This is a genomic window from Variovorax sp. E3, from assembly GCF_016082275.1.
In the GTDB taxonomy this organism is placed as follows: Bacteria; Pseudomonadota; Gammaproteobacteria; order Burkholderiales; family Burkholderiaceae_C; genus Variovorax.
On sequence record NZ_MOWM01000007.1, the window covers coordinates 94759 to 116059 of the forward strand.

19 protein-coding genes and 2 pseudogenes are annotated in these 21301 nt (G+C 67.4%); 18 read left to right on the forward strand and 3 right to left on the reverse strand.

Features of this window, described 5'->3' with window-relative positions; translation table 11 throughout:
* The first annotated feature begins 1 nt into the window (after window position 1).
* The 12 genes from BMG07_RS04565 to mrdA all read left to right on the forward strand — a co-directional run bounded on the left by BMG07_RS04565 (window position 2) and on the right by mrdA (window position 13049).
* The gene (locus tag BMG07_RS04565) at window positions 2-1615 is read left to right on the forward strand and encodes a serine hydrolase (RefSeq protein ID WP_198083553.1); all 1614 of its coding nucleotides are present in this window, start codon (window positions 2-4) and stop codon (window positions 1613-1615) included.
* Window positions 1608-2924: an MFS transporter gene (locus BMG07_RS04570; protein WP_198083554.1), complete on the forward strand. Its 1317-nt coding sequence runs from the start codon at window positions 1608-1610 to the stop codon at window positions 2922-2924. The genes BMG07_RS04565 and BMG07_RS04570 overlap by 8 nt, the downstream gene beginning before the upstream one ends.
* A 66-nt stretch (window positions 2925-2990) precedes the next feature.
* The gene (locus tag BMG07_RS43980) at window positions 2991-4412 is read left to right on the forward strand and encodes a M81 family metallopeptidase (RefSeq protein WP_307866873.1); all 1422 of its coding nucleotides are present in this window, start codon (window positions 2991-2993) and stop codon (window positions 4410-4412) included.
* Window positions 4409-5521: a pyridoxal phosphate-dependent aminotransferase family protein gene (locus tag BMG07_RS04580; protein WP_198083556.1), complete on the forward strand. Its 1113-nt coding sequence runs from the start codon at window positions 4409-4411 to the stop codon at window positions 5519-5521. Before BMG07_RS43980 ends, BMG07_RS04580 begins: the two co-directional genes overlap by 4 nt.
* 78 nt (window positions 5522-5599) lie before the next feature.
* A complete protein-coding gene (locus BMG07_RS04585; protein ID WP_198083557.1) occupies window positions 5600-5962 on the forward strand; it encodes a RidA family protein in 363 nt (120 codons plus the stop codon).
* Window positions 5963-5976: 14 nt separating this feature from the next.
* The gene (locus BMG07_RS04590) at window positions 5977-7218 is read left to right on the forward strand and encodes an FAD-binding oxidoreductase (protein WP_198083558.1); all 1242 of its coding nucleotides are present in this window, start codon (window positions 5977-5979) and stop codon (window positions 7216-7218) included.
* Between the two features lie 104 nt (window positions 7219-7322).
* Window positions 7323-8003: an energy transducer TonB gene (locus BMG07_RS04595; protein WP_198083559.1), complete on the forward strand. Its 681-nt coding sequence runs from the start codon at window positions 7323-7325 to the stop codon at window positions 8001-8003.
* Window positions 8004-8094: 91 nt separating this feature from the next.
* The gene (locus BMG07_RS04600; RefSeq protein WP_198083560.1) at window positions 8095-8955 is read left to right on the forward strand and encodes a MotA/TolQ/ExbB proton channel family protein; all 861 of its coding nucleotides are present in this window, start codon (window positions 8095-8097) and stop codon (window positions 8953-8955) included.
* Window positions 8956-9000: 45 nt separating this feature from the next.
* Window positions 9001-9432, forward strand: a complete 432-nt coding sequence (locus BMG07_RS04605) for a biopolymer transporter ExbD (protein ID WP_198083577.1) — start codon at window positions 9001-9003, stop codon at window positions 9430-9432.
* Window positions 9433-9443: 11 nt separating this feature from the next.
* Window positions 9444-9875, forward strand: a complete 432-nt coding sequence (locus BMG07_RS04610; RefSeq protein WP_198083561.1) for a biopolymer transporter ExbD — start codon at window positions 9444-9446, stop codon at window positions 9873-9875.
* 252 nt (window positions 9876-10127) lie between these two features.
* Entirely contained in the window at window positions 10128-10976 is an 849-nt protein-coding gene (locus tag BMG07_RS04615; RefSeq protein ID WP_198083562.1) for a DNA/RNA non-specific endonuclease, read from the forward strand.
* 84 nt (window positions 10977-11060) lie between these two features.
* Entirely contained in the window at window positions 11061-13049 is a 1989-nt protein-coding gene (gene mrdA, locus BMG07_RS04620) for a penicillin-binding protein 2 (protein WP_198083563.1), read from the forward strand.
* 32 nt (window positions 13050-13081) lie between these two features.
* Here mrdA and BMG07_RS04625 read toward each other — a convergent pair whose 3' ends face one another.
* A complete protein-coding gene (locus tag BMG07_RS04625) occupies window positions 13082-13834 on the reverse strand; it encodes an FTR1 family protein (protein ID WP_198083564.1) in 753 nt (250 codons plus the stop codon).
* Between the two features lie 135 nt (window positions 13835-13969).
* Here BMG07_RS04625 and BMG07_RS04630 point away from each other — a divergent pair, with 135 nt between their 5' ends.
* The 3 genes from BMG07_RS04630 (at window position 13970) to BMG07_RS04640 (ending at window position 17235) form a co-directional block, all read left to right on the forward strand.
* Window positions 13970-14317: a hypothetical protein gene (locus tag BMG07_RS04630; RefSeq protein ID WP_269758642.1), complete on the forward strand. Its 348-nt coding sequence runs from the start codon at window positions 13970-13972 to the stop codon at window positions 14315-14317.
* Between the two features lie 214 nt (window positions 14318-14531).
* Entirely contained in the window at window positions 14532-16724 is a 2193-nt protein-coding gene (locus BMG07_RS04635) for a TonB-dependent siderophore receptor (protein ID WP_198083565.1), read from the forward strand.
* Window positions 16725-16815: 91 nt separating this feature from the next.
* A complete protein-coding gene (locus BMG07_RS04640; protein WP_198083566.1) occupies window positions 16816-17235 on the forward strand; it encodes a hypothetical protein in 420 nt (139 codons plus the stop codon).
* Between the two features lie 10 nt (window positions 17236-17245).
* Here the strand turns inward: BMG07_RS04640 and BMG07_RS04645 are convergent, their stop codons facing one another.
* Both BMG07_RS04645 and BMG07_RS04650 read right to left on the reverse strand, forming a co-directional pair.
* Complete coding sequence (locus tag BMG07_RS04645) at window positions 17246-17665, reverse strand: GFA family protein (RefSeq protein WP_198083567.1); 420 nt, start codon at window positions 17663-17665, stop codon at window positions 17246-17248.
* A gap of 20 nt (window positions 17666-17685) precedes the next feature.
* On the reverse strand, window positions 17686-18399 hold the full coding sequence (locus tag BMG07_RS04650) for a YebC/PmpR family DNA-binding transcriptional regulator (RefSeq protein WP_198083568.1): 714 nt from the start codon (window positions 18397-18399) through the stop codon (window positions 17686-17688).
* A 258-nt stretch (window positions 18400-18657) separates the two neighbouring features.
* On the opposite strand from BMG07_RS04650, the pseudogene BMG07_RS04655 reads away from it, so the two are divergent.
* The 3 genes and pseudogenes from BMG07_RS04655 to BMG07_RS44680 all read left to right on the forward strand — a co-directional run bounded on the left by BMG07_RS04655 (window position 18658) and on the right by BMG07_RS44680 (window position 21289).
* Window positions 18658-20363: pseudogene (locus tag BMG07_RS04655) on the forward strand (M14 family zinc carboxypeptidase).
* 90 nt (window positions 20364-20453) lie between these two features.
* Window positions 20454-20759 (forward strand): annotated as a pseudogene (locus BMG07_RS44675) (isocitrate lyase/phosphoenolpyruvate mutase family protein); the annotation flags it as partial.
* Between the two features lie 92 nt (window positions 20760-20851).
* On the forward strand, window positions 20852-21289 hold the full coding sequence (locus BMG07_RS44680) for an isocitrate lyase/phosphoenolpyruvate mutase family protein (RefSeq protein ID WP_374221234.1): 438 nt from the start codon (window positions 20852-20854) through the stop codon (window positions 21287-21289).
* The last annotated feature ends 12 nt before the right edge of the window (window positions 21290-21301 follow it).

Here is a 21301-nt window from a genome sequence, read left to right on the forward strand (position 1 = left end):
CATGACTTTGACCGACACCCAAAAACTGGAAGCCTTGCTTTCGGGTCTCCATCGCAACGACGCACCGGGGCTCATTGCCAGCGTACAACGCCAGGGCAGGATATTGCTGCGCCAAGGCTACGGCATGGCCAGCCTGGATTCGGGCCAGATCAATACCCCGTCCACCAGGATGCGCATCGGCTCGACGACGAAGCACTTTGCCTGCGCACTCGCTTTGCTGCTGCGCAACGAAGGGATGCTGTCGATCGACGAGCCGGTGGCCCGTTGGCTTCCGGAGCTTCCGGCGAGCCAGGGCAACCGCACCCTGCGCCACTTCATGAACCATACGGGAGGCACGCGCGACTACCTGGACCTTTCGCTCATCTCGAACGGCATGGCCATCGTTCCCGCCGACGGCGCACTGGGCTATCAGTGCCGGCAGCAGGAAGAAAACTTCGCGCCCGGCGAGCAGTTCATGTACAACAACGGCGGCTATCGCATGCTGTCCGCTGTGCTGGAGCGGGTCCTCGGTGTGCCGCTGGCCCAGGGGTTGCGCGAGCGGCTGTTCGAGCCGCTTGCCATGCACGACACCTTCCTCTGGGTGACCGACATGGACCCGCTGCTGGGCAGCGCCACTTCGCACGTGGCCAAGCCGGAGGGCGGTTTTTCGAAAGGCATCTTTCCTTCGGTGATCCTGGGAGAGGGCGGCATCGCCTCCACGCTGGACGACATGCAGCGCTGGATCACGCATCTCCTGTCGCCCAGGATCTGGCCGCAGGCCCTGTCCGAGGAGATGTTGGCGCCGACCCGGTTGAACAACGGCTTCCTGCATCCGTACGGGTTCGGCCTGATCGGGGAGACGTGGCGAGGCGTGCGCATCATCCATCATGCGGGCGGCGTGGTCGGCGGAACCTGCCAGATGCTTGCCGCACCGGAGCACGGCATCCAGATCATCGTCATGAGCAACCGCAGCGACGTCACTGCGACAGAGGTCGCGCAGAAAATGCTCACGACGCTGCTCGAAGAGGTGCTCGCGCCGACGGACACGCCGGCGAACCCGGAACTGGTCGAAGCCCTGGGCGGAGACTACTACTGCGCGGCGAACGGACGGCACTTCTCCATCGTCCGGCGCGACGACGCGCTGTTCCTGCAACACTTCGGCTTGCCCTTGCCCTTGATGCAGTCGTCGCCGGGGGCATTGCGCGTGAACCTGCTGTCGATCATTGCGCTCGAGGTCGAACTCGTCGAGAACGGCGCGGGCGAGGTGGTCGCGATCGACGTGACGGAGCAGGGCAATTGCTTCCGGTGCGAGCGCATCGACGCGCACGGCGGCCATGACGAGCGCGGCGACATCGGACGTTTCGCTGGTCGCTGGCGCAGCGAGGACCTGGGCGCGGACGTGGTCATCGGAGAAGGCCGGCCCGAGCGGATGGAGGTCGCAGGGCTGTATGGCCGCAACATCTTCAGGCTCGAGCCGTTGCGCCTGGGCACGCTCCTGATGAAGAGCGAAGACCCGACCCTGCCGCTGTACGGGACGCTGCGCCTGGTTGCCGCACAGAAGGGCCGCGGCGAACTGTTGCTGGACACCGCGCGCACCCGAGGCCTTCGGCTCGCGCCGGTTGCACCCCATGACTGACGCTCGCCAACCGTCCACCGGTGTGTGCGCGGCCTTCGGCACGGGGTCGCTGGGTTCGACCCTGAGCTCCGGTGTCGTGCCCTTGCTGTTTCTCTTCTATCTGACGGAAACAGCGCAGATACCGCCTTCGATTGCCGGTGTGCTTCTGGCCATTCCGAAGCTGGCGGACCTGCTGCTGGATCCGTGGATCGGCCGCCGCAGCGACGGCATCGCGCAGGCCATCGGAAGCAGGAGCCGGATCATCGGGTTCAGCGCCTTCTCGCTGCCGAGCATTCTGGTGCTGCTGTTCCTGCCCGTGACGTCGCTGCCGCCGATGGCGCGAGTGGCGCTGTTGGGCATGCTGCTGGTTGCACAGTCGCTGCTCCTGACCGTGTTTTCTGTCGCCCACACCGCCATTGCGAGCGACATGAGCGACACGATGCAGGGGCGCAGCACCTTGATGTCTTCCCGCGCGCTGGGGCAGACGATCGCCGGGTTGCTGGTCACGCTGCTGGCCCCACAGATCGTCGCGCGATTCAGCACGTTCCACGGCGGCTACCTCGGCATGGCCGCGGTGCTGGCCGTCGGTGCCTTCGCCGCGCTGGGCATTTGCTGGCTGGTCACGCGCCGCGTTCCCTTGCGTTCGGGCATCGAAGGCCGGAGCACGCCGACGCTGCCGACGGCGCTGCCGACGGCGCTGCGCGCGACGCTGCGCAACAAGGCGTTCTACGGCATCGCACTGATCCTGGTCTTGCTCGGAACCAGCTCGACGGCCCTTTTCAGCGCTTTGCCCTATGCCAACAAGCATCTGCTGAAAGCGGGTCCCGAAAACCTCTCGGTTCTGCTGACGCCGATCTTCGTCGCCCTGTTGCTCGGCGTGGCCACCGCGCCGTGGCTGGTGCGTCGCGTGAAGCCCGAACGCGTCCTGGCGGGCGCACTGGCACTGTCGCTCGTCGGCGTCGTGTGGCTCGCCGCGGGCCCTCGCAGCCTTGCGTCGATGGTGGCGGGCGGCGCCTTGTTCGGCGCTGCCAGCGGCGCCCTCACGGTGCTGATCACGACGATGGCGATGGAAACCGCCACCAAGTCCTCTGCGCGGGGCGAGAGCCTGGGCCTTTACCTCGGCATCCTGTTCTCGGCCGAGAAACTCGGCCAGTCGCTGGGCGGCATCGTGATCGGGTTCGGCCTGGACTGGGTCGGGAGGCTGCCGCCGGAAGGAGATCCGGCGTCGCTCGACAGGTTGGCAGGCCTGTGGGTGGTTGCGCCCGCATCCATCCTCGTGCTGGCCCTGGTTCTGGCTTTCCCGCTTTCCTCGCGCCTGCGCGCGCTTTGACACGAGTGTTCATCACATGAAGATTTTCACGTCGGCGCTGGTCACCGAGACCAACACCTTTTCCGCATTTCCCACCACGCTCGCGCCTTCGAAGAGCTCGGAATCATCCGTGGGCCCGTGCCATCGAAGGCACTGGCCGATGTCGGTCCCGTCGTGGCGCAATGGCGCCAGTGCGCGCACCGCTACGGCGACGAAGTGCGCGAGGGGCTGTATGCCATCGCGCAGCCGGCAGGGCGGGTGCCGGCCGAGACGTACCGCCGCTTGCGCGTAGAGATTCTCGACGCGCTGAAGGCGGCCATGCCGGTCGACATCGTGCTGCTCTTTCTGCACGGTGCCATGGTCTCGGAGGACGTCGACGATTGCGAGGGCGACCTGATCCAGGCTGTGCGCGAGGTCGTCGGCTCGGACTGCGTGATCGGCGTGGAGCTGGATCCGCACTGCCACATGAGCGAAGCGATGATCGAGCACGCGGATGCCATCGTCCTGATGCGCGAATATCCCCATACCGACTACGAGGCGCGCGCCGTCGAGTTGTTCGAGCTGTGCCGCGCCGCGGCGAGCGGCGCGACCCGGCCCGTGATGGCCGTTGCCGACTGCCACATGGTGGGCTTCTATCCGACGACATCGCAGCCCATGCGCGGTCTCGTCGACCGCCTGCACGAGGTCGAGCAGCGCCCCGGCGTGCTGTCCGCCAGCCTCGTCCACGGCTTTCCGTGGGGCGACGTGGCCGATGCCGGAACCAAGGTGCTTGTGGTCGCGAACGACGACAGCGCACTGGCCGGGCGCGTGGCGACCGAGCTTGCCCAGGCGTTCTACCGTGCGCGGCATGCGTTGCTTCCGCGCCTGGAAACGATCGACGAAGCCCTCGACGGCATGGCAGTGCCGGGGCCGGAGGCCCTCATGCCGCGCGTGCTGGCGGATGCGGGCGACAACCCCGGCGGCGGGGCGCCCGGGGACCACACCGTCTTGCTGGCGGCGCTCGTGCGACGCACCGGGCTGCGCAGCGCGATCGGAATCGTCTGTGACGCCGAGGCGGTCGACGCCTGCCTTGCCGCCGGAATCGGTGCGCAACTGACGCTGTGCATCGGCGGCAAGGCAGGGGCAAGCTCGGGGCAGCCGTTGACGCTGGAGGTGACGGTGCGCGGACTGTCCCGCAGCCATCGGCAATGGGTGGGGGACATCGACGATCCGCTGGGCCGCGCGGCCTGGGTCAGGTCAGGGCCGACGGACATCGTGCTCGCCAGCAGGCGACAACAGATCCTGTCTCCCGACGCACTCACGGGACTGGGCGTGCCGCTTCACGAGGCGCGCGTCATCGCGGTGAAGTCGAGCCATCACTACTACGGAGAGTTCTCCAAGCTTTCCACGGACTGCCATGTCGTCGAAACCGGCGCGGCGCTGTCGATGGATTTCGCACGCTTGCCGTACCAGCGGCGCGACTTGAACTTCTTCCCGGCTGTCGGCAACCCCGCGCCGCATCTCGCATGAACGCCCCCCACCAAACCACCCATGGCCGCGTGGAATCACCAACCGGCGCGCTGGCAACGGTCGACGGCCGCGTGCTCCTGAGCTTCGGCGGCTCGGGCTATCTGGGCCTCGGGAGCGAGCCCGGACTGATCGACGCGGGCTGCGATGCGTTGCGCACCTACGGCGCGCACTCCCAGCTCGCGCGCCACTACGGGTTCAACCTGGGCGCGAACCTCGAGGCGGAGGACCAGGCGCGCCGGTTCTTCGACGTAGAGGGGGTGATGTACTTCGGCGCCGGCTATCTGTTCGGCCTGATTGCCCTGACCGGCCTTGCGCCGCGCTGCGATGCCATCTTCATCGACGAAGCGGCGCACTACTGCCTGCAGGACGGCGCGAGCATCACGGGCCGGCCGGTCCACACGTTCGCGCACCGCGACCCCGAGGATCTTGCGCGCACCATCAGCCGCGCGCTGCGCCCCGACGAGCGGCCGCTGGTGGCAACGGACGGCATGTTCGCGACCTTCGGTTCGATCGCGCCGCTGGAAGACTATGACCGCGTCATCGCGCCGTACGACGGTTGGCTGGTGGTCGACGAATCGCATGCTTTCGGCACGCTGGGCACGCACGGCCGCGGCGCCGTGGAAGCCGCGGGGCTGCGACGCGATCGCGTGGTGGCCGGTGGATCGATGGCCAAGGCTTTCGCGGCCCACGGCGGCCTGGCCCTGGGAGCCGCCGACGTGATTGCGCAACTGTGGAAGACCCCCGCCGCGCGCGGTGCCGCGCTGGGATGCTCGGCCGGCGCGGCCATGACCGCGGCAAGCCTGCGGCACGTGCGCGGGCATCCCCAGGCATTGACGCGGCTGCGCGCCAATGCGCGCGTCCTCAAGGTGGGCTTGCGTGCGTTGGGTCTGGCCGTCGAGGAGAACGAAGGCCCGATTGCCACGTTCGTGCATGGCGACGCGCGGAACATGCAGCGCATCCAGGCCGCATTGATGGCGCAAGGGATCTTCATCGCCTATTCGACCTATGTCGGCGCAGGGGTCGGCGGTGCCTTGCGTATCGCCGCGTTCGCCGATCACCAACCAGAGCACATCGAGCGATTGCTGAAAACGCTGCGCGATCTGCTCTGACCCAGGGGGCGGCGCACCTGCCGCCGCCGCCGATTTTTCAATCGAACTTCAACATCTTCGTACTGCGACGAATTTTCCATGTCTCTTGTCGATAGCCCCCTGCCTTTTTCCAAGCTGCGCACCGCCAACGGCCTGCTTTTTCTTTCCGGCGAACTGCCGATTCCCGAGCGCGGCGCCGTGCCCGAAGGCATCGCGGCCCAGACCGACTTGACGCTCTCCCGCATCGGCGCCTCCCTGGGCAGCGTGGGGCTTGGCCTGGCGGACGTGGTGCAGGTCACGGTTCATCTCGCCCGGCAGGAAGACTTTGCCGAATTCAACAGCGTCTACCGCCGGCATTTCAGCGCCCCCTATCCGACCCGCACCACGGTTGTCGCGCAGTTGCTCTTGCCGCTGGCCGCCGTCGAGATCACCGTGATCGCCGCGTTGCGTTCGCCGCACTGAGAACGGGAGCCCACATGGCCCAAGAAATCCTGGTGCTGGGCGCCGGCATGGTCGGCGCTTGCACTGCCCTGGAACTGACGCTGCGCGGCCACGCCGTGACGCTCGTGGACCGGCAGCCGGCCGGCCGCGAGACGTCCTACGGCAATGCCGGGGTCATTCAGCGCGAGGCCGTCGAGCCGTACGCTTTTCCGCGCGACTTGCGCGCCATCCTGTGCGCGGCGTTCGGCCGGACGCTGGACGTTCGCTACCAGATGACCGGCCTGATGGCCGCGCTTCCGCAATTGGTCCGCTACTGGAGAAATTCGGCGCCGCGGCGGCATCGCCGCATCAGCCAGGAGTATGCGGGCCTGATCGCGCATTCGACCAGCGAGCATGCGGGCTACATCGCGCTGGCCGAAGCCGGCGACCTGGTGCGGCGCGAGGGGCTGCGCTTGATGTATCGCAGCGAGCAGGCGCTGCAGGCTGCCTTGACGCAGGCACAGCGACTTCGCACCGAATACGGCATTGCGTTCGACATGCTCGATACGCGCGCGCTGGCGTCGGCCGAGCCTGCGTTCCTGGTGCCGCTGGCCGGCGCGATTCACTGGCTCGAGTCCTGGAGCGTGAGCGATCCCGGCGCGCTGGTGGAGCGCTATGCGTCCGCGTTCCTGCAAAGAGGTGGCCGCATGGCGATGGGCGACGCAGGCAGCTTGCGCGAATGCGCGGGTGGCTGGGAAGTCGCGACCGCAGGGGGCGCGGTCAAGGCCCGCCATGCGGTGGTGGCATTGGGGCCCTGGGCCGGCGCGCTGACGCGGCGCATGGGCTACCGCGTGCCGCTCTTCGTCAAGCGCGGCTACCACAGGCACTATGTCGGCGGCGGCAGCGTTGCGGTTCCAACGCTGGATGCCGAACGCGGGTACGTGATGTCGCCGCAACGGCGCGGCTTGCGCATCACCACCGGCGCGGAGATCGCGCGAATCGACGCCAAGCCGACGTCGCGCCAACTGGCGGGGGCGGAGGCCGAGGCGCGCACCTTGCTGAAGCTGGGCGAGCCGGTTGAAGCGCAACCCTGGCTCGGTTGCCGCCCATGCTGCGCCGACATGAAGCCGGTGATCGGCCCGGCGCAGCGCCACAAGCGGCTGTGGTTCAACTTCGGCCACGGGCATCACGGTTTCACGCTCGGGCCCGCCAGCGCGCGCCTGTTGGCGGACCTGATCGAAGGCCGCAAGCCGTACACCGCGGCGCAAGCGTTCTCGCCGGAGAGGTTCCCGTGCTGAACGCCATGGCCCCACGTTTTCCGCATCGCCGCGTGGCGCGCAAAGTCCTTGGCGCGGCACGTGCACACGGCTCGCCGACACGGGCGACGCCTGGAGGGTATTGAATGGATTTCACCGAACATCAGCGCCGGCCTACGAAGCACCTCACGGGCTTCGGCATCGTGGTGCTTCTTCACTTGCTCCTGGGTTGGGCCTTGGTCAGCGGGCTTGCTCGTCGCGTCGTCGAAGTGATCAAGGCACCGGTGGAGGTCAGCATCCTCCCCGAGGCAAAGCCCACGCCTCCACCGCCCCCGCCCCCCGAACCGCCGCCCAAGCGAACGCCGCCACCACGCAAGGCCGCGCCGCCACCGCCCAGCTACGTGCCTCCGCCGGAGGTCAGCGTGGCACCGTCGCCGGAGCCGGCGCCCACCATCACGACCACGCAGGTCGTGCCGCCGCCGGCGCCTGCGGTGAGCGCGCCGGCACCGGCGGCCCCCGCACCGCGCCCCACCGGCACGGCGGCGCGCATCGACGTGTCCTCCTGCGAGAAACCGGAGTACCCGCGTGCAGCGTTGCGCGCGGAGGCCATCGGCACGACGCGCATCCGATTCACCATCGATGCGACCGGCAGAGTCTCGAAAGCAGAGATCGAGAGGCCCTCCGGACCCACCCGCGAACACCGCTCGCTCGATGCAGCGGCCGTCGAAGTGCTGAGCAAGTGTCCGTTTCGTCCCGGCACCGATGCCGAAGGACGACCGGTGGGCGGCGCTGTCACGACCGTCGACTACGTGTGGAAGCTGGAGTAGGCGCCGCGCCGCCGTCCATGCGTCCATACGTCCACTGATTCACCCTCGCGCCGGAAATGTCCGGCCCATGTTCCCTACGGAGAAAACCTTCATGTCGTTGAAAAAATTCATGCGCGCTGCCGTGCTGGCCGTTGCCGCTGCTGCATCGCTTGCCCCTTCTGTCAGCGCGCTTGCGCAGACGGCCGCTGCTTCCGGCCCTGCGCCCGCGCAAGCACCCGCGCTCGCGGAATCGTCCGCCCCCACGCCAGCGGCCACGGAAGCCCCGGCCCTCGCGCCGGCTGCGGCCAGCGAGGCGGTCGACAACCCCTATGGTCTCGGCGCGCTCTGGGCACAGGGCGACCTGGTCGCCAAGGGCACGCTGATCATCATGGTGATCATGAGCATCGGCAGCTGGTACATCATCTTCATCAAGCTGTTCGAACAGCAAAAGCTGCTCAACGCCGCCAACGCCGCCGGCAAGTCATTCTGGACGGCCGGCAGCGTGCGTGCCGGCGCCGACACGTTGCGCACGGGCAGCGCATTTCGCTACATCGCCGAACAGGGCGTGACGGCGAGTGAGCATCACGAGGGAACGCTGGTGGAGCAGATCGACCTTCACACCTGGGTCACGATGAGCATCCAGCGCGCCGTGGACAAGGTGAACAGCCGCCTGCAGGACGGGTTGGCCTTTCTTGCCACCGTCGGATCGACCGCGCCATTCGTGGGACTGTTCGGCACGGTCTGGGGCATCTATCACGCCCTGACCGCGATCGGCATCTCGGGCCAGGCATCGATCGACAAGGTCGCGGGGCCCGTGGGCGAAGCGCTGATCATGACGGCCATCGGCCTGGCCGTGGCCGTGCCCGCCGTGATGGGCTACAACTGGCTGATTCGCCGCAACAAGAATGCCATGGAGCGGGTGCGAAGCTTCAGCGGCGATCTGCACAACGTGCTGATCGCCGGCAAGCGATGAGCTCTCGCCTGGTCCCTCCATCGAGTCAAGGATGACACCATGGCGATGAGCATTTCATCGGGCGACAGCGAGGAAGAGGCGCTGAACTCCAGCATCAATACGACGCCGCTCGTGGACGTGATGCTGGTGCTTCTGATCATCTTCCTGATCACCATCCCGGTCGTCACGCAGTCGATCAAGCTGGAGCTGCCCAAAGAGAAGAACGTGCCGACGCAGACCAAGCCCGAGAACATCGTGCTGGCGGTCAGCCGTGCCGGCGAGATCTATTGGGGTGTGGAGCGGCTCCCCGACGCGGAAGTCCTCGTAAACCGGTTGAAGGCCGCGGCCGTCAGGCAGCCCCAGCCCGAGGTCCACATTCGCGGCGACGCGCAGGTGCGCTACGAAGCTGTCGGCCGCCTGGTCGCGGCCTGCCAGCGCGCGGGCATCCACAAGGTCGGCTTCATCACCGAGCCGCCCGCCGGCATCAACACCCCCTAGGAGAAAACGACATGGCAATCAGTGCAAGCAGCGGGACCGGCGGCGACGACATGATGATCGACATCAACACCACGCCGCTGATCGACGTGATGCTGGTGCTCCTGATCATGTTCATCATCACGATCCCCATCCAGACCCACGCGGTGAAGATGAACCTGCCCGTGCCGAGCAATGCCGCGCAGGCGCCCAAGCCGCCCGAGGAAGTGCGTATCAGCGTCGCGGCCGATGGCACCATTGAATGGAATGACGAGATCGTGCAAAGCCGCGCGGATCTTGAAAAACGACTCTGGCTCGTTGCAAGGCAACCCGAGCAGCCGGAGGTGCATCTGCGTCCCAGCAAGCTGGTTCCGTACAAGCACGTGGCAGGCGTCATGGCTGCCGCACAACGGCTGGGAGTGGTGAAGATCGGCCTGGTAGGCAGCGAGCAGTTCGCAAGCGAGTAAGAGGCGGGCGATCAAGAGTCGCCCGCCATTCGGCCGGGCAGGGGTTCGGCCCCGTCGGCGCTGACGGGCCGGTGCTGGCTGGCGACGTCTTTCCGGGCCCGCTGCCGTGGGCGAGCTCCGCGTCCAGGGTGCCAGCATGGCCCCTGCCATCTGCGTTCTCTGCAAGGTGCGCCAAGGCATCGGAACCCAGCGCGACGGCGGGGCTAATTGACACTGTTCACGAGTGTGTCGCGGGTTAACATTCCGCCCCCGATGCCCAAGAAGAAGCCACGCAAGCGCAGCAAATCATCGACCAGCGCCATCGCCATCACCCTGCGCCGCACCGCGGTCTGGCTCATCACCGCCGGCACCATCTCGATCCAGGCGACAAGCTGCGGATTCCTGCCCACCCCATCGTCGACGCCGGCGCCTTCCGCGGAGCATTCGGGCCCGACCACCGCCACCCGGTTTTCAGGCTGCCGCCAATTTTTCGCTGGCGGCGTCGCACCGTCGGTTCCGCAGGCGCCCATGCAGCGCGAGTTGTGCTACGAGGCGTTTGCGATCTTGCACAGCGGCGCCAGCAGGACGCCGGTTTTCGTGGCCGAGCGGCTGACGCGCGCGGGCATCGAAGAGGCCAACGAGAAGCGCACGAACAGGTTCTTCGCTGACGCGCGGCTGCCGCGCGGCGAGCGCGCCGAACTGAGCGACTACAAGGGCTCCGGGTATGCGCGCGGGCACATGGCCCCGGCCGGCGACATGTCGAACCCGACGGCGATGGCGCAGAGCTTCTCGCTGGCGAACATGGTCCCGCAGAACCCCGCGCAGAACTCGGGTGCCTGGTCGAAGATCGAGCAGGACACGCGCCGGTATGTGTTGCGTGCCAAGGGCAACGTGTTCGTGATCACGGGGCCGGTATTCGGCCCCGACAGCCAGACGGTCGGCGCCAATCGCGTGCGCGTGCCGACACACCTGTTCAAGCTGGTCTACGACGAGAGCACGGGCAAGGCCTGGGCGCATTGGCAACCGAATTCAGAGGACGCCCGCGCCGGACGACCGATCAGCTACGCGGAGCTGACGCAGCGGGTGGGCATGCAATTGCTGCCACACGTTCAACTGCGGTGATGCGCGCGCGTTGACCCGCGCATGCGGAACTTCCGGGAACCTCCGGATGGCTGGGGTCTCTTACCCAGTTTTTCTCTTACCCAGATGAATGAAATCCGCAATGCCGCCGCCGAGCTTTCCCGTTTTCGCCGCCGTGTGGTGGTGGTCGGCTGTGTGGTGTTGTTCGGTTTCGGACTGATCGGCGCGCGCCTGGCTTTCCTGCAGGTGGTGCGGCATGAGGAACTGGCCGACCGGGCGGAAAGCAACCGCACCGCCGTCGTGCCGGTGGTGCCCAACCGGGGGCAGATCCTCGATCGCAACGGCGTCGTGCTGGCCTCGAACTATGCGGCCTACACGCTGGAGATCACGCCCTCGAAAGTGGGCGACCTCGATGCGGCCCTGGACGAGCTGGACGCCATCGTCGGGATCACGCCGAACGACCGGCGCCGCTTCAAGCGCCTGCGCGAAGACTCGCGCAGCTTCGACTCCATTCCGGTGCGCACCCGCCTGAGCGACGAAGAGGTCGCGCGCTTCGCGGCCCAGCGCTACCGCTTTCCGGGCATCGAGATCAAGGCGCGCCTGTTTCGCACTTATCCCCATGGCGACGTGGCATCGCACGTCATCGGCTACATCGGCCGCATCAACCAGCGCGAGAAGACCGCGATGGAAGACTGGGACGAGGAAGAACAGGCCAACTACAGGGGCACCGACTACATCGGCAAGCTCGGCATCGAGCAGAGCTACGAGAAGACGCTGCACGGCCAGACCGGCGTCGAGCAGATGGAGACCTCCGCCGGCGGCCGTGCCGTGCGCCGCCTGGCGCGCCACCCGGCCACGCCGGGCAACACCGTCATGCTGTCGCTGGACATCAAGCTGCAGAAGCTGGTCGAAGACATGTACGGTGAGCGCCGTGGTGCGCTGGTGGCCATCGACCCGAAGACCGGCGAGATCCTGGCCTTCGTGAGCAAGCCCACCTTCGACCCCAACCTGTTCGTCGAAGGCATCGACCACGAAAGCTGGGCGGCGCTCATTGAATCCATCGACAAGCCGCTGCTGAACCGCGCCCTGCGCGGCACCTATCCGCCCGGCTCCACGTACAAGCCCTTCATGGCGCTGGCGGCGCTGGAGACCGGCACGCGCCCCGCGGACAAGATCGAGAACGACCCTGGCTCCTACAGCTTCGGCGGGCGCACCTTCCTCAGCCACCGGGGCGGGTTGGGCGGCGTGGACATGCACCGCGCCATCCAGTTCTCGAGCAACACCTATTTCTATTCGCTGGCCAACGAGATGGGCGTCGACCTGATCCACGACTTCATGGCGCCCCTCGGTTTCGGGCAGTACACGGGCATCGACCTGCTTGGCGAATCGCGCGGCGTGCTGCCCAGCAAGGCATGGAAGCGCGCCGCCTACCGGCGCCCCGACATGAAGACCTGGCACCCCGGCGAAACCATCTCGCTGGGCATCGGTCAGGGCTACAACAGCTTCACGATGCTGCAGCTCGCATCGGCCAACGCCACGCTGGCGAACGGCGGCAAGCGCTTTCAGCCGCACCTGGTGCGCGCCATCAAGGACACGGTCACCGAGGAGGTCGTGCAGCAGTTGCAGCCGCAGGTGCAAGACCTGGGCTACGCGCAAAAGCACGTCGAGGTGGTGCGCAATGCGATGGTGGCGGTCACCAAGGGCGGCACGGGCACTCGCGTGTTTTCGGGGGCGGCCTACACCTCGGCCGGCAAGACGGGCACGGCGCAGGCCGTGAGCCTCGGGCCGAAGGCGCGCGCCAGCGGCAAGGCGCTCGAGGAGCGGCAACGCGATCACGCGCTCTACATGGCCTTTGCGCCGGCGGAGGCGCCGACCATCGCGGTGGCCGCCATCGTCGAGAACGCGGGCTTCGGCGCGGCCCACGCAGCGCCCATCGTGCGCCGCGTGTTCGACTACTGGATTGCCGGGCAATACCCGAACGAGGCCGACATGGCGGCGGTCCGCGTCGGCAAGGCGGCGGCGCCGATCGGCAAACCCCTGTCGACAAGCGAGATGCAGGCTTTCGAGGAGCTGGCGGGGGCCGAAGAAGGTGGCCGGGAAGCGTCGGAGCTTTGACTCGCGCTGAGCGAGCGGCTCGGTTGCGAGCTTCAGTCGGAAGTGCCGACGCGCGACCACCAGCCGCGCGCGAGCAGCGACACCGGCACCAGCATGAGTGCCGCGCACACCCAGCCGTATTGCGGGCCGCCTTCGAGGAAGGGCTCGGCGATCCGGGCCAGGTCGAGGCCGCTCGAGGAGAACATGGGCGCGCGCAGCAGTTCGCTCACGCCGTGCAGCAGCAACTGGATCGACAGCAGCGACAGCAGCAGGGCCGACGCGCGAAACACCATCAACATGCCCGAGCGCACGCGCAGCCAACGCCATGCGGGCAGCAGCAGGCTGGCGGCGGCAACGCCGAAGATGACGCCGGCCAATGCGTCCGCCGTGCCTTCGCGCGCGTGGATCGCGCGGGCGAACACCGCGATTTCGAGCGACTCGCGAAACGAGGCCAGCGCCACGAAGACGATCACGGCCACAGGGGCGGCCGGGCGTTCGAGCCACGCATCGAAGAAGAGCTGCACGCGGCCGCGGATCTTGCCGGCCGACGCGCCCATGCCCACGGCCATCAGCAGCACGCCGGTGGCCATGGCGACGGCCAGCACGGCCTCGACGCCGCTGCCGAACTCCGCGTCGATCAGCACCATGGCCAGCGCCGACGCCGGCACCAGCCCGACGGCCAGGCCCCAGCCGATGCTGGTGATCAGATCGTTGCGGCCGGCCTGTCGCAAATAGGCGGCGAGCGAGCCGACGATGAGGATCAGCTCGGCGACTTCGCGCACCGTGATGGCAAATGCGTCGAACATGTCAGGCCGACATGGCGCACCGCAACGCGCTTGAAATGGCAATGATTTGCATTCATTGAAGTATCTCATGCGCTCTCGGCGCGAGGCGTGCGAAACTCCCGCCGTGCCGCCGAATCCCACGCTCCCCCTGTCGCCATGGCCCTGAAAGACCAGGAAATTCTGGGCATCGTCGATCGCGCGGTGGACGATTTCAATGGCGATCTCGACGACCTCGAAAGTGCCATCGGCATGCTCATGCTCGGGCGCCACTATGGCTGGCGCGTGGTGCTGCTGATTCACAGCCCGACCACGGTGCGCAAGTACCTCAAGATCCTCGGCCTGAAGAACCTGCGCGACGTTCTGCCCGAGGTCGGCGTGCTGGCCCATCGCTCCAACGCGTGGCGCCTGCTCGACGGCACCAAGAACTTCTGGAAGGTCGTGCGCGGCCAGATCAGCGGCGTGCGTACGCCGCGCGTCGAGAAGGCGCCGGGCAAGACGCCCTGATCGCCGAGATCACGCGGTAGTAGCCCTGGCGGCTACTGAATTTCTTCTTCGGCTTTTCACATTTGTCACCGGCTGCGTACGGAATTTGTTTTCTTTCGTTCGGAATTAGTAGCACTTGACAGTACTACTACATGCTTCTACATTCACGTCGATTTTGCGAATGGTTCGCATTACCGGCGTCGTCGACGCCTTCCCCTTTCTCACCGTTTTCAACATGAACAAGAATTCCAGCCCGTGTGCCCAGCCGACCGGAAGAACCGGCTTTGCGCAACGCTCGGTCGTCCAGGCCATCCAGCTCCTGACCGCGGGCGCGACCATGGCCTTCGGCGCCAGCGCCGCATGGGCCCAGACGCCGGCCAACAACAGCGCGCTGCCCACCGTCACGGTCACCGGGGAGAACGAGCAGGGCTATGCCGCCAAGCGCAGCACCACCGCCACCAAGACCGACACGCTGCTGCGCGACACGCCCCAGTCGATCAGCGTCATCACCGGCGACGACATGCGCGACCGCGCCGTGCAGAGCATTGCGGAAGCCACGCGCTACGTGCCGGGCGTGAACTTCGCGCAGGGCGAAGGCAACCGCGAGACCCCGATCTTTCGCGGCATCAGCACCACCGGCGACTTCTTCATCGACGGCATCCGCGACGACGTGCAGTACTACCGCGACCTGTACAACATCGAGCGCGTCGAAGTCTTCAAGGGCCCCAACGCGATGATCTTCGGCCGTGGCGCCACGGGCGGCCTGATCAACCGCGTGAGCAAGCAGCCCGAGTGGACGCCGTTCTACGGCGGCTCGGTCACGCTGGGCTCGCACGACAACCGCCGCTTCACGGTCGACCTGAACCAGCCCATCAACGACCAGCTGGCGTTCCGCCTGAACGGCATGTATGAAAACTCGAAGAGCTACCGCGACGGCGTGTGGCTCGAGCGCTCGGGCGTGAACCCCACCATCAGCTGGCGCCCGAACGCCAAGACGCTGGTCACGCTGGGCTACGAGCACTTCAAGGACGACCGCATCGCCGACCGGGGCATCACGTCGTTCCGCGGTGTGCCGGTGGTCACGTCGCCCTCGACCTTCTTCGGCAACGCGGCCGGCAGCCCGACGGGCTCCACGCTCGACGCCTTCAACGCGCTGGTGGAGCACGAGTTCGACAACGGCGTGCTGCTGCGCAACCGCACGCGCTGGTCCAACCAGGACAAGTTCTATCAGAACGTGTTCCCCGGCGCGGTGAACAACGCGGGAACGGGCGTGGCGATCAACGCCTACAACAACGCCACGTCGCGCAAGAGCATCTTCAACCAAACCGACCTGACCTTCTCGCTGAACACCGGCGGCATCAAGCACAAGCTGCTCGTGGGCGCCGAGCTCGGCCAGCAGGACACGGACAACTTCCGCAACACCGGCTACTTCAACAACACCGCGACCAGCGTGACGGTGCCGCTCGCGTTCCCGACCACCAACCTGCCGGTGGTCTACCGCCAGGCCGCGACCGATGCCAACAACAGCGGCAAGGCCACGGTGGCCGCGCTGTACGTGCAGGACCAGATCGAGCTGAGCCCGCAGTTCCAGGTGGTGGCCGGCCTGCGCTACGACCAGTTCAAGGTCGACTTCCGCAACAACCGCAACGGCGACCGCTTCAAGACCAACGACGACCTGCTGTCACCGCGCGTGGGCGTGATCTACAAGCCGGTGGAGCAGGTCTCGCTGTATGCCAACTACAGCATCGCCTACCAGCCGCGCGCCGGCGACCAGCTGGCCTCGCTGAGCCTGAGCAACGCGGCCCTCCAGCCCGAGAAGTTCAAGAACTACGAGATCGGCGCCAAGTGGGACGTGTCGCCCGCGCTGGCCGCCACGGCCGCGCTGTACCGCCTCGACCGTTCGAACGTGATCGTGCTCGACCCGACCGATCCGGCCGGCACGCGCACCATCCTCAGCAAGGGCCAGCGCACGCAAGGCCTCGAACTGGGCCTGAGCGGCAACATCACGCCGGCATGGAGCGTGGCGGGCGGCTACTCGTACACCGACGCCAAGTTCAGCGCCGACACCTCCGCCACCATCCGTGCCGGCGCCACCGTGGGCATGGTGCCCAAGCACACGCTGGCGCTGTGGAACCGCTACGACTTCTCGCCGATGTGGGGCGCGGGCCTGGGCGTGATCCGCCAGTCGAAGATGTTCGCGTCGAGCCAGCAGATCGTCACCACGGGCAGCCCGTTCCCGAACGTCACGCTGCCGGGCTACACGCGCGTCGACGCGGCGGTGTTCTTCACACTCAACAAGAACATGCAGATGCAGCTCAACGTCGAGAACCTGTTCAACAAGCGCTATTTCCTCAACGCGAACAGCAACACCAACATCACGCCCGGCTCGCCGCGCGCGTTCCGCGTGTCGCTCAACGCGAAGTTCTGATGCCATGCAGGGTCCGTCGATCGATGGCGCGCCGAGCTACCTTGCCAGGCGGCCGAGAACGCATCACCCGGTTTTCGGGGCGCGCGCGCCGGTGACCGAACGGACCCTGGAGCAGCATGCCTTGATACTGGAGGCGATCGCGCAGGCGCAGGGGCGCAGCCTGAACGCCAACGAGATCAACCAGTACGTGGTGCAGCGGGTCGGCGCCGTGCTGAGGCCGCACACCGTGTACCGCGGGCTCAAGCACCTGTTCGAAGCGGGGCGCCTGGAGCGCGAATGGTCCGAGCGCAACGGCAGGGCGTCGGCTTCGTACCGGCTTCCGGTGCAAAGCCCTGCGCCGCAAGCGCAAGTGCGCGGCAGGCTGGAGTGCCGGGCTTGCGCGCGCACTGTCGACCTGTCGGACGCGCAGGCGTGGTTCAAGGCCCTGGCCGATGCCTGCGAAGCCAACGGCATGGTGCTGTCGCACGAGCGCCTGAAGATCGGCGCGCTGTGCCGCACGTGCGGCGGCTGACTGAACGGGTTCAGGCCCGGTCGTCGCGTGGCCGCGCGTCGACGACATGGCCGTCGTACTGCGGCAGGTCGTCGGTGATCGTGAACCACGGCGCCTTCGAGCCGACGAAGATGTGCGCGCTCGGGCGAATGCTTGGCGCATCCGTCAGCGTGCCCAGCGTGACGTGCACGAACAGGCCGTCGCGCACCACCGAGTAAAGCAGCGAGCCGCACTGGCCGCAGTGCAGGTCGCCCGCGTCCTTCTGGCCGTAGACCATCAGCAGCTCTTCGCCCTGGGTGATCGACAGCTTGCGGCGTTCGATGCCCGCAAAGGGCTTGAAGGCCGAGCCGGTCGCGCGGCGGCAGTCGGCGCAGTGGCAGTTCAGCGCGTAGCCGAACTCATCGGCCACCGTGTAGTGGACGGCGCCACACAGGCATCTTCCGGCAAGCATCTGGCGGAAGAAAAACGGCCTCAGCCCGCCAGCCCCACGAACACGTTCTGCACGTCGTCGTTCGCATCGATCGCGGCCAGGAAGGCCTCGACTTCTTCCAGGTGCTCCGCGCTCAGGCTCGCCGGGTCGACCGGATTCTTGGGCTTGTAGCCCAGCTTGGCCGACAGCACGGTGAAGCCCTGCGCCGGCAGCGCCCGGCTCACGAGGTCGAGGTCGGTGGGGTCGGTGAGGAACACCGCGGGGTGGCCTTCGCCCGCCGGCTCGAAGTCTTGCGCGCCGGCCTCGATGGCGGCGACTTCGGGGTCGGCGTCGGGCCGCGCGGGCTCGGCTTCGATCATGCCGACGTGGTCGAAGTCCCACGACACCGAGCCCGAGGTGCCGAGCTGGCCCTTGCGGAACAGCACGCGCATTTCAGGCGCGGTGCGGTTCACGTTGTCGGTCAGGCATTCGACCATCACGGGCACGCGGTGCGGCGCAAAGCCTTCGTAGATCACATGCTCGAAGTGCACCGATTCGCCGGTGAGGCCCGCGCCCTTCTTGATGGCGCGGTCGAGCGTTTCCTTGGGCATCGAGACCTTGCGCGCTTGTTCCACCACGAGGCGAAGGCGCGAGTTGCCGGCCGGGTCGGCGCCGGCGCGCGCGGCGATCATGATTTCCTTGGCGAGTTTGCCGAACAGCCGGCCCTTGGCATTGGCCGCCAGATCCTTGTGTTTCGCTTTCCATTGGGCGCCCATGACGTGTTTCCTTGAATGTGTGTTTGCTGCGGCCTCGTCTGGCGCTTGCCTGATGACTCTTGGCAGACTCTGGGCGAAAGGGCTGGATGACCGATTGGGGCAACTACTGTAGCCGCAGCGCGGGCGGCTGGGAACCGGCTGACGTGGCGGCGTCGATCAACCTCTGACGCGAAGCCCGCGACGGCCGCCGGAAGGCGTGCTAAAAGCCCGAGGCGACGGCGGCCCCTGGCGCTGCGGTCGTGTGAACGGAGCTTCCCCATGACTGCTGCACAAGACACCCTCTACCCCACGCCGTTCGAGGCGGGCAACGGCAACCAGACCACCACCTGGGCCGAGTGCGTGGCGTTCTACGAACGGCTGGCCGCGCGCTTTCCCGGGGTGCTGCAGTGGCGCCGCATCGGCGTGTCGGACACCGGCGTGCCGATGCATGCGGGCGTGGTCACTGCCGACGGCGTGTTCGACCGCGAAACACTCCAACGGCAAGGCCGCCCGGTGTTCTTCAACAACAACGGCATCCACCCCGGCGAGCCCGAAGGCATCGACGCCTGCATGGCGCTGGTGCGCGACTTCTGCACGCAGCCCGCCCGGCTGGCGGCGCTGGGCGGCACGGTGTTTCTGTTCATTCCGGTCTACAACGTGGACGGGTGCGTGAACCGGCAAGACACCGCGCGCGCGAACCAGCTCGGGCCCGAGTTCTTCGGCTTTCGCGGCAACGGCCGGCACCTGGACCTGAACCGCGATTTCATCAAGTGCGACAGCCTGGCCGCGCAGGTGTTCAACCAGTTCTTCACCGCCTGGAACCCGGACGTGATGGTCGACACCCACACGTCCAACGGCGCGGACTACAGCTACACCATGACGCTGATCCCGACCCAGCCCGACAAGCTGGGCGGCGGGCTGGGCGCCTTCCTGCGCGAGCGCATGCTGCCCGCGATCTACGGCGACATGCGCCAGCGCGGCTGGCCCACCTGTCCCTACATGAACCTGCTGGCCGAGACGCCCGACGACGGCATCGAAGACTTCCTCGACCTGCCGCGCTTTTCCACGGGCTATGCCGCGCTGCACCACACCATCGGCTTCATGCCGGAAACCCACATGCTCAAGCCCTTCGCGGATCGCGTGGCGTCGATGCGCACGCTGGTCGAGGTGGTGCTGGACTTCACCGTGGCGCATGCCGCGCAGATTCAGGCCCTGCGCCGTGACGCACGGGCCGCGGCGGCGCGGCAGGCGCGCTGGCCGGTGTCGTGGCGCAACGACCGCAGCCGCCGGCCAGCCTGCGCTTCCAGGGCTATGCGGCGGTTCGCACGCCCAGCAAGCTCGGCCACTACGAACGGCTGGCCTACGACCGCAGCCAGCCGTGGGAAAAAGACATCGTGCACTTCGACCGCTGCGTGGACGTTGTGTCCGTCGCCGCGCCCAAGGCCTACCTCGTGCCCCAGGCCTGGCGCGAAGTGATCGAGCGGCTGGCATGGAACGGCGTCGCCATGCGGCGCCTGGATGCCGACGAGGTGTTCGGCGCGGCGCGGGTGTACCGCATCCAGCGCGTGGCCTCCCGCGCCAACGCCTACGAGGGGCACATGTTCCACGACGAAGTGGAACTGGCCGAACGCACCGAGCCCTTCCAGGCGCGCGCGGGCGACGTGTGGATATCGCTCGACCAGCCCCATGCCCGCTATGCGGTCGAGACGCTGGAGCCCGAAGCGCACGACAGCTTCTTCCGCTGGGGCTTCTTCAACAGCGTGCTGGAGAAGAAGGAGAACTTTTCTGACTACGTCTTCGAAGACACGGCACTGCGGATGCTGGAGGAAGAGCCCGCGCTGAAGACGCTGTTCGAGCAGTGGAAGTCGGACCATCCCGAGAAGCTGTCCGACCCGGCCGCGGTGCTGGGTTTTGTCTTCGCGCACGGCCGGCGCCATGCGGAGCCCGAGTGGCGGCGCTACCCGGTGGTGGCGCTGATGGGGTGACCGGCGCGGGGCGCAATTTTTTCCAAGTCCTGAAGGCGGCGTGCCTTTACGCTGCGCCCATTCCACACCAACGCCTTCGGGCCAGCGCACATGCCTCTTTCCGAAACACGCCAGCGAGCCGATGCCTTTCACCGGTTGCACACCGGCCCTGAACCGCTGGTGCTCGTGAACGCCTGGGACGCCGTCAGCGCCCGCATCGTCGAGCGCGCCGGGGCCACGGCCATCGGCACCACGAGCGCGGGCATGGCTTGGTCGCTCGGCTACGCGGACGGCGAGCGCATGCCGGCCGGCGAAATGCTCGCCGCCTGCGCCCGCATCTGCCGCGTGGCGAGCGTGCCGGTGAGCGTTGACATCGAACAGGGCTTCGGCGACAGCACGCAGGCCGTGGCCGACGTGGCGGGCGCGCTGATCGACAGGGGCGCGGCCGGCATCAACATCGAGGACGGCACGCGCCCGGGCACGCGCGAGCTGATGCCGCCGCAGGTGCTGTGCGAGCGCATCGCCGCCATCCGCAAGCTGGACGCGCGCTTCTTCATCACGCGCGCACCGACGCCTACTTCGTGCCCTGGGAAGACCCGGCGGCGCGTTTCGCGGAGGCGCAACGACGCGCGCGCCTTTATGTGGCAGCGGGTGCGGACGGCGTCTTCGTGCCCGGCATGTCCAGCCTCGACGAAATCGCGGCCCTGGCCGGCGCGCTGGACAAGCCGCTGAACGTCTACGCGGGCTACGCCGGCGCCCCGTCGGCCGGGGTGCTGGCACACGCCGGGGCGCGGCGCATCAGCCTGGGCTGCGGCCCGCTGCAATCGGCGCTGGGGCTGGTGGGGCGCATCGCCGCGCAGGCCTTCGGGCACGGCCGCTTCGACACGATGGGCGAGGGCATGCTGTCGGTCGGCGAGATCAACGGGCTCTTTTCCGCCACGCCCTGAGCCCCGCGCCGC

Excerpts from the sequence above, each read along its gene's own strand:
- BMG07_RS04565 (WP_198083553.1), top strand. The coding sequence starts at position 2 with ATGACTTTGACCGACACCCAAAAACTGGAAGCCTTGCTTTCGGGTCTC.
- BMG07_RS04570 (WP_198083554.1), top strand. The coding sequence starts at position 1,608 with ATGACTGACGCTCGCCAACCGTCCACCGGTGTGTGCGCGGCCTTCGGC.
- BMG07_RS04580 (WP_198083556.1), top strand. The coding sequence starts at position 4,409 with ATGAACGCCCCCCACCAAACCACCCATGGCCGCGTGGAATCACCAACC.
- BMG07_RS04585 (WP_198083557.1), top strand. The coding sequence starts at position 5,600 with ATGTCTCTTGTCGATAGCCCCCTGCCTTTTTCCAAGCTGCGCACCGCC.
- BMG07_RS04590 (WP_198083558.1), top strand. The coding sequence starts at position 5,977 with ATGGCCCAAGAAATCCTGGTGCTGGGCGCCGGCATGGTCGGCGCTTGC.
- BMG07_RS04595 (WP_198083559.1), top strand. The coding sequence starts at position 7,323 with ATGGATTTCACCGAACATCAGCGCCGGCCTACGAAGCACCTCACGGGC.
- BMG07_RS04600 (WP_198083560.1), top strand. The coding sequence starts at position 8,095 with ATGTCGTTGAAAAAATTCATGCGCGCTGCCGTGCTGGCCGTTGCCGCT.
- BMG07_RS04605 (WP_198083577.1), top strand. The coding sequence starts at position 9,001 with ATGAGCATTTCATCGGGCGACAGCGAGGAAGAGGCGCTGAACTCCAGC.
- BMG07_RS04610 (WP_198083561.1), top strand. The coding sequence starts at position 9,444 with ATGGCAATCAGTGCAAGCAGCGGGACCGGCGGCGACGACATGATGATC.
- BMG07_RS04615 (WP_198083562.1), top strand. The coding sequence starts at position 10,128 with ATGCCCAAGAAGAAGCCACGCAAGCGCAGCAAATCATCGACCAGCGCC.
- mrdA (WP_198083563.1), top strand. The coding sequence starts at position 11,061 with ATGAATGAAATCCGCAATGCCGCCGCCGAGCTTTCCCGTTTTCGCCGC.
- BMG07_RS04625 (WP_198083564.1), bottom strand. The coding sequence starts at position 13,834 with ATGTTCGACGCATTTGCCATCACGGTGCGCGAAGTCGCCGAGCTGATC.
- BMG07_RS04630 (WP_269758642.1), top strand. The coding sequence starts at position 13,970 with ATGGCCCTGAAAGACCAGGAAATTCTGGGCATCGTCGATCGCGCGGTG.
- BMG07_RS04635 (WP_198083565.1), top strand. The coding sequence starts at position 14,532 with ATGAACAAGAATTCCAGCCCGTGTGCCCAGCCGACCGGAAGAACCGGC.
- BMG07_RS04645 (WP_198083567.1), bottom strand. The coding sequence starts at position 17,665 with ATGCTTGCCGGAAGATGCCTGTGTGGCGCCGTCCACTACACGGTGGCC.
- BMG07_RS04650 (WP_198083568.1), bottom strand. The coding sequence starts at position 18,399 with ATGGGCGCCCAATGGAAAGCGAAACACAAGGATCTGGCGGCCAATGCC.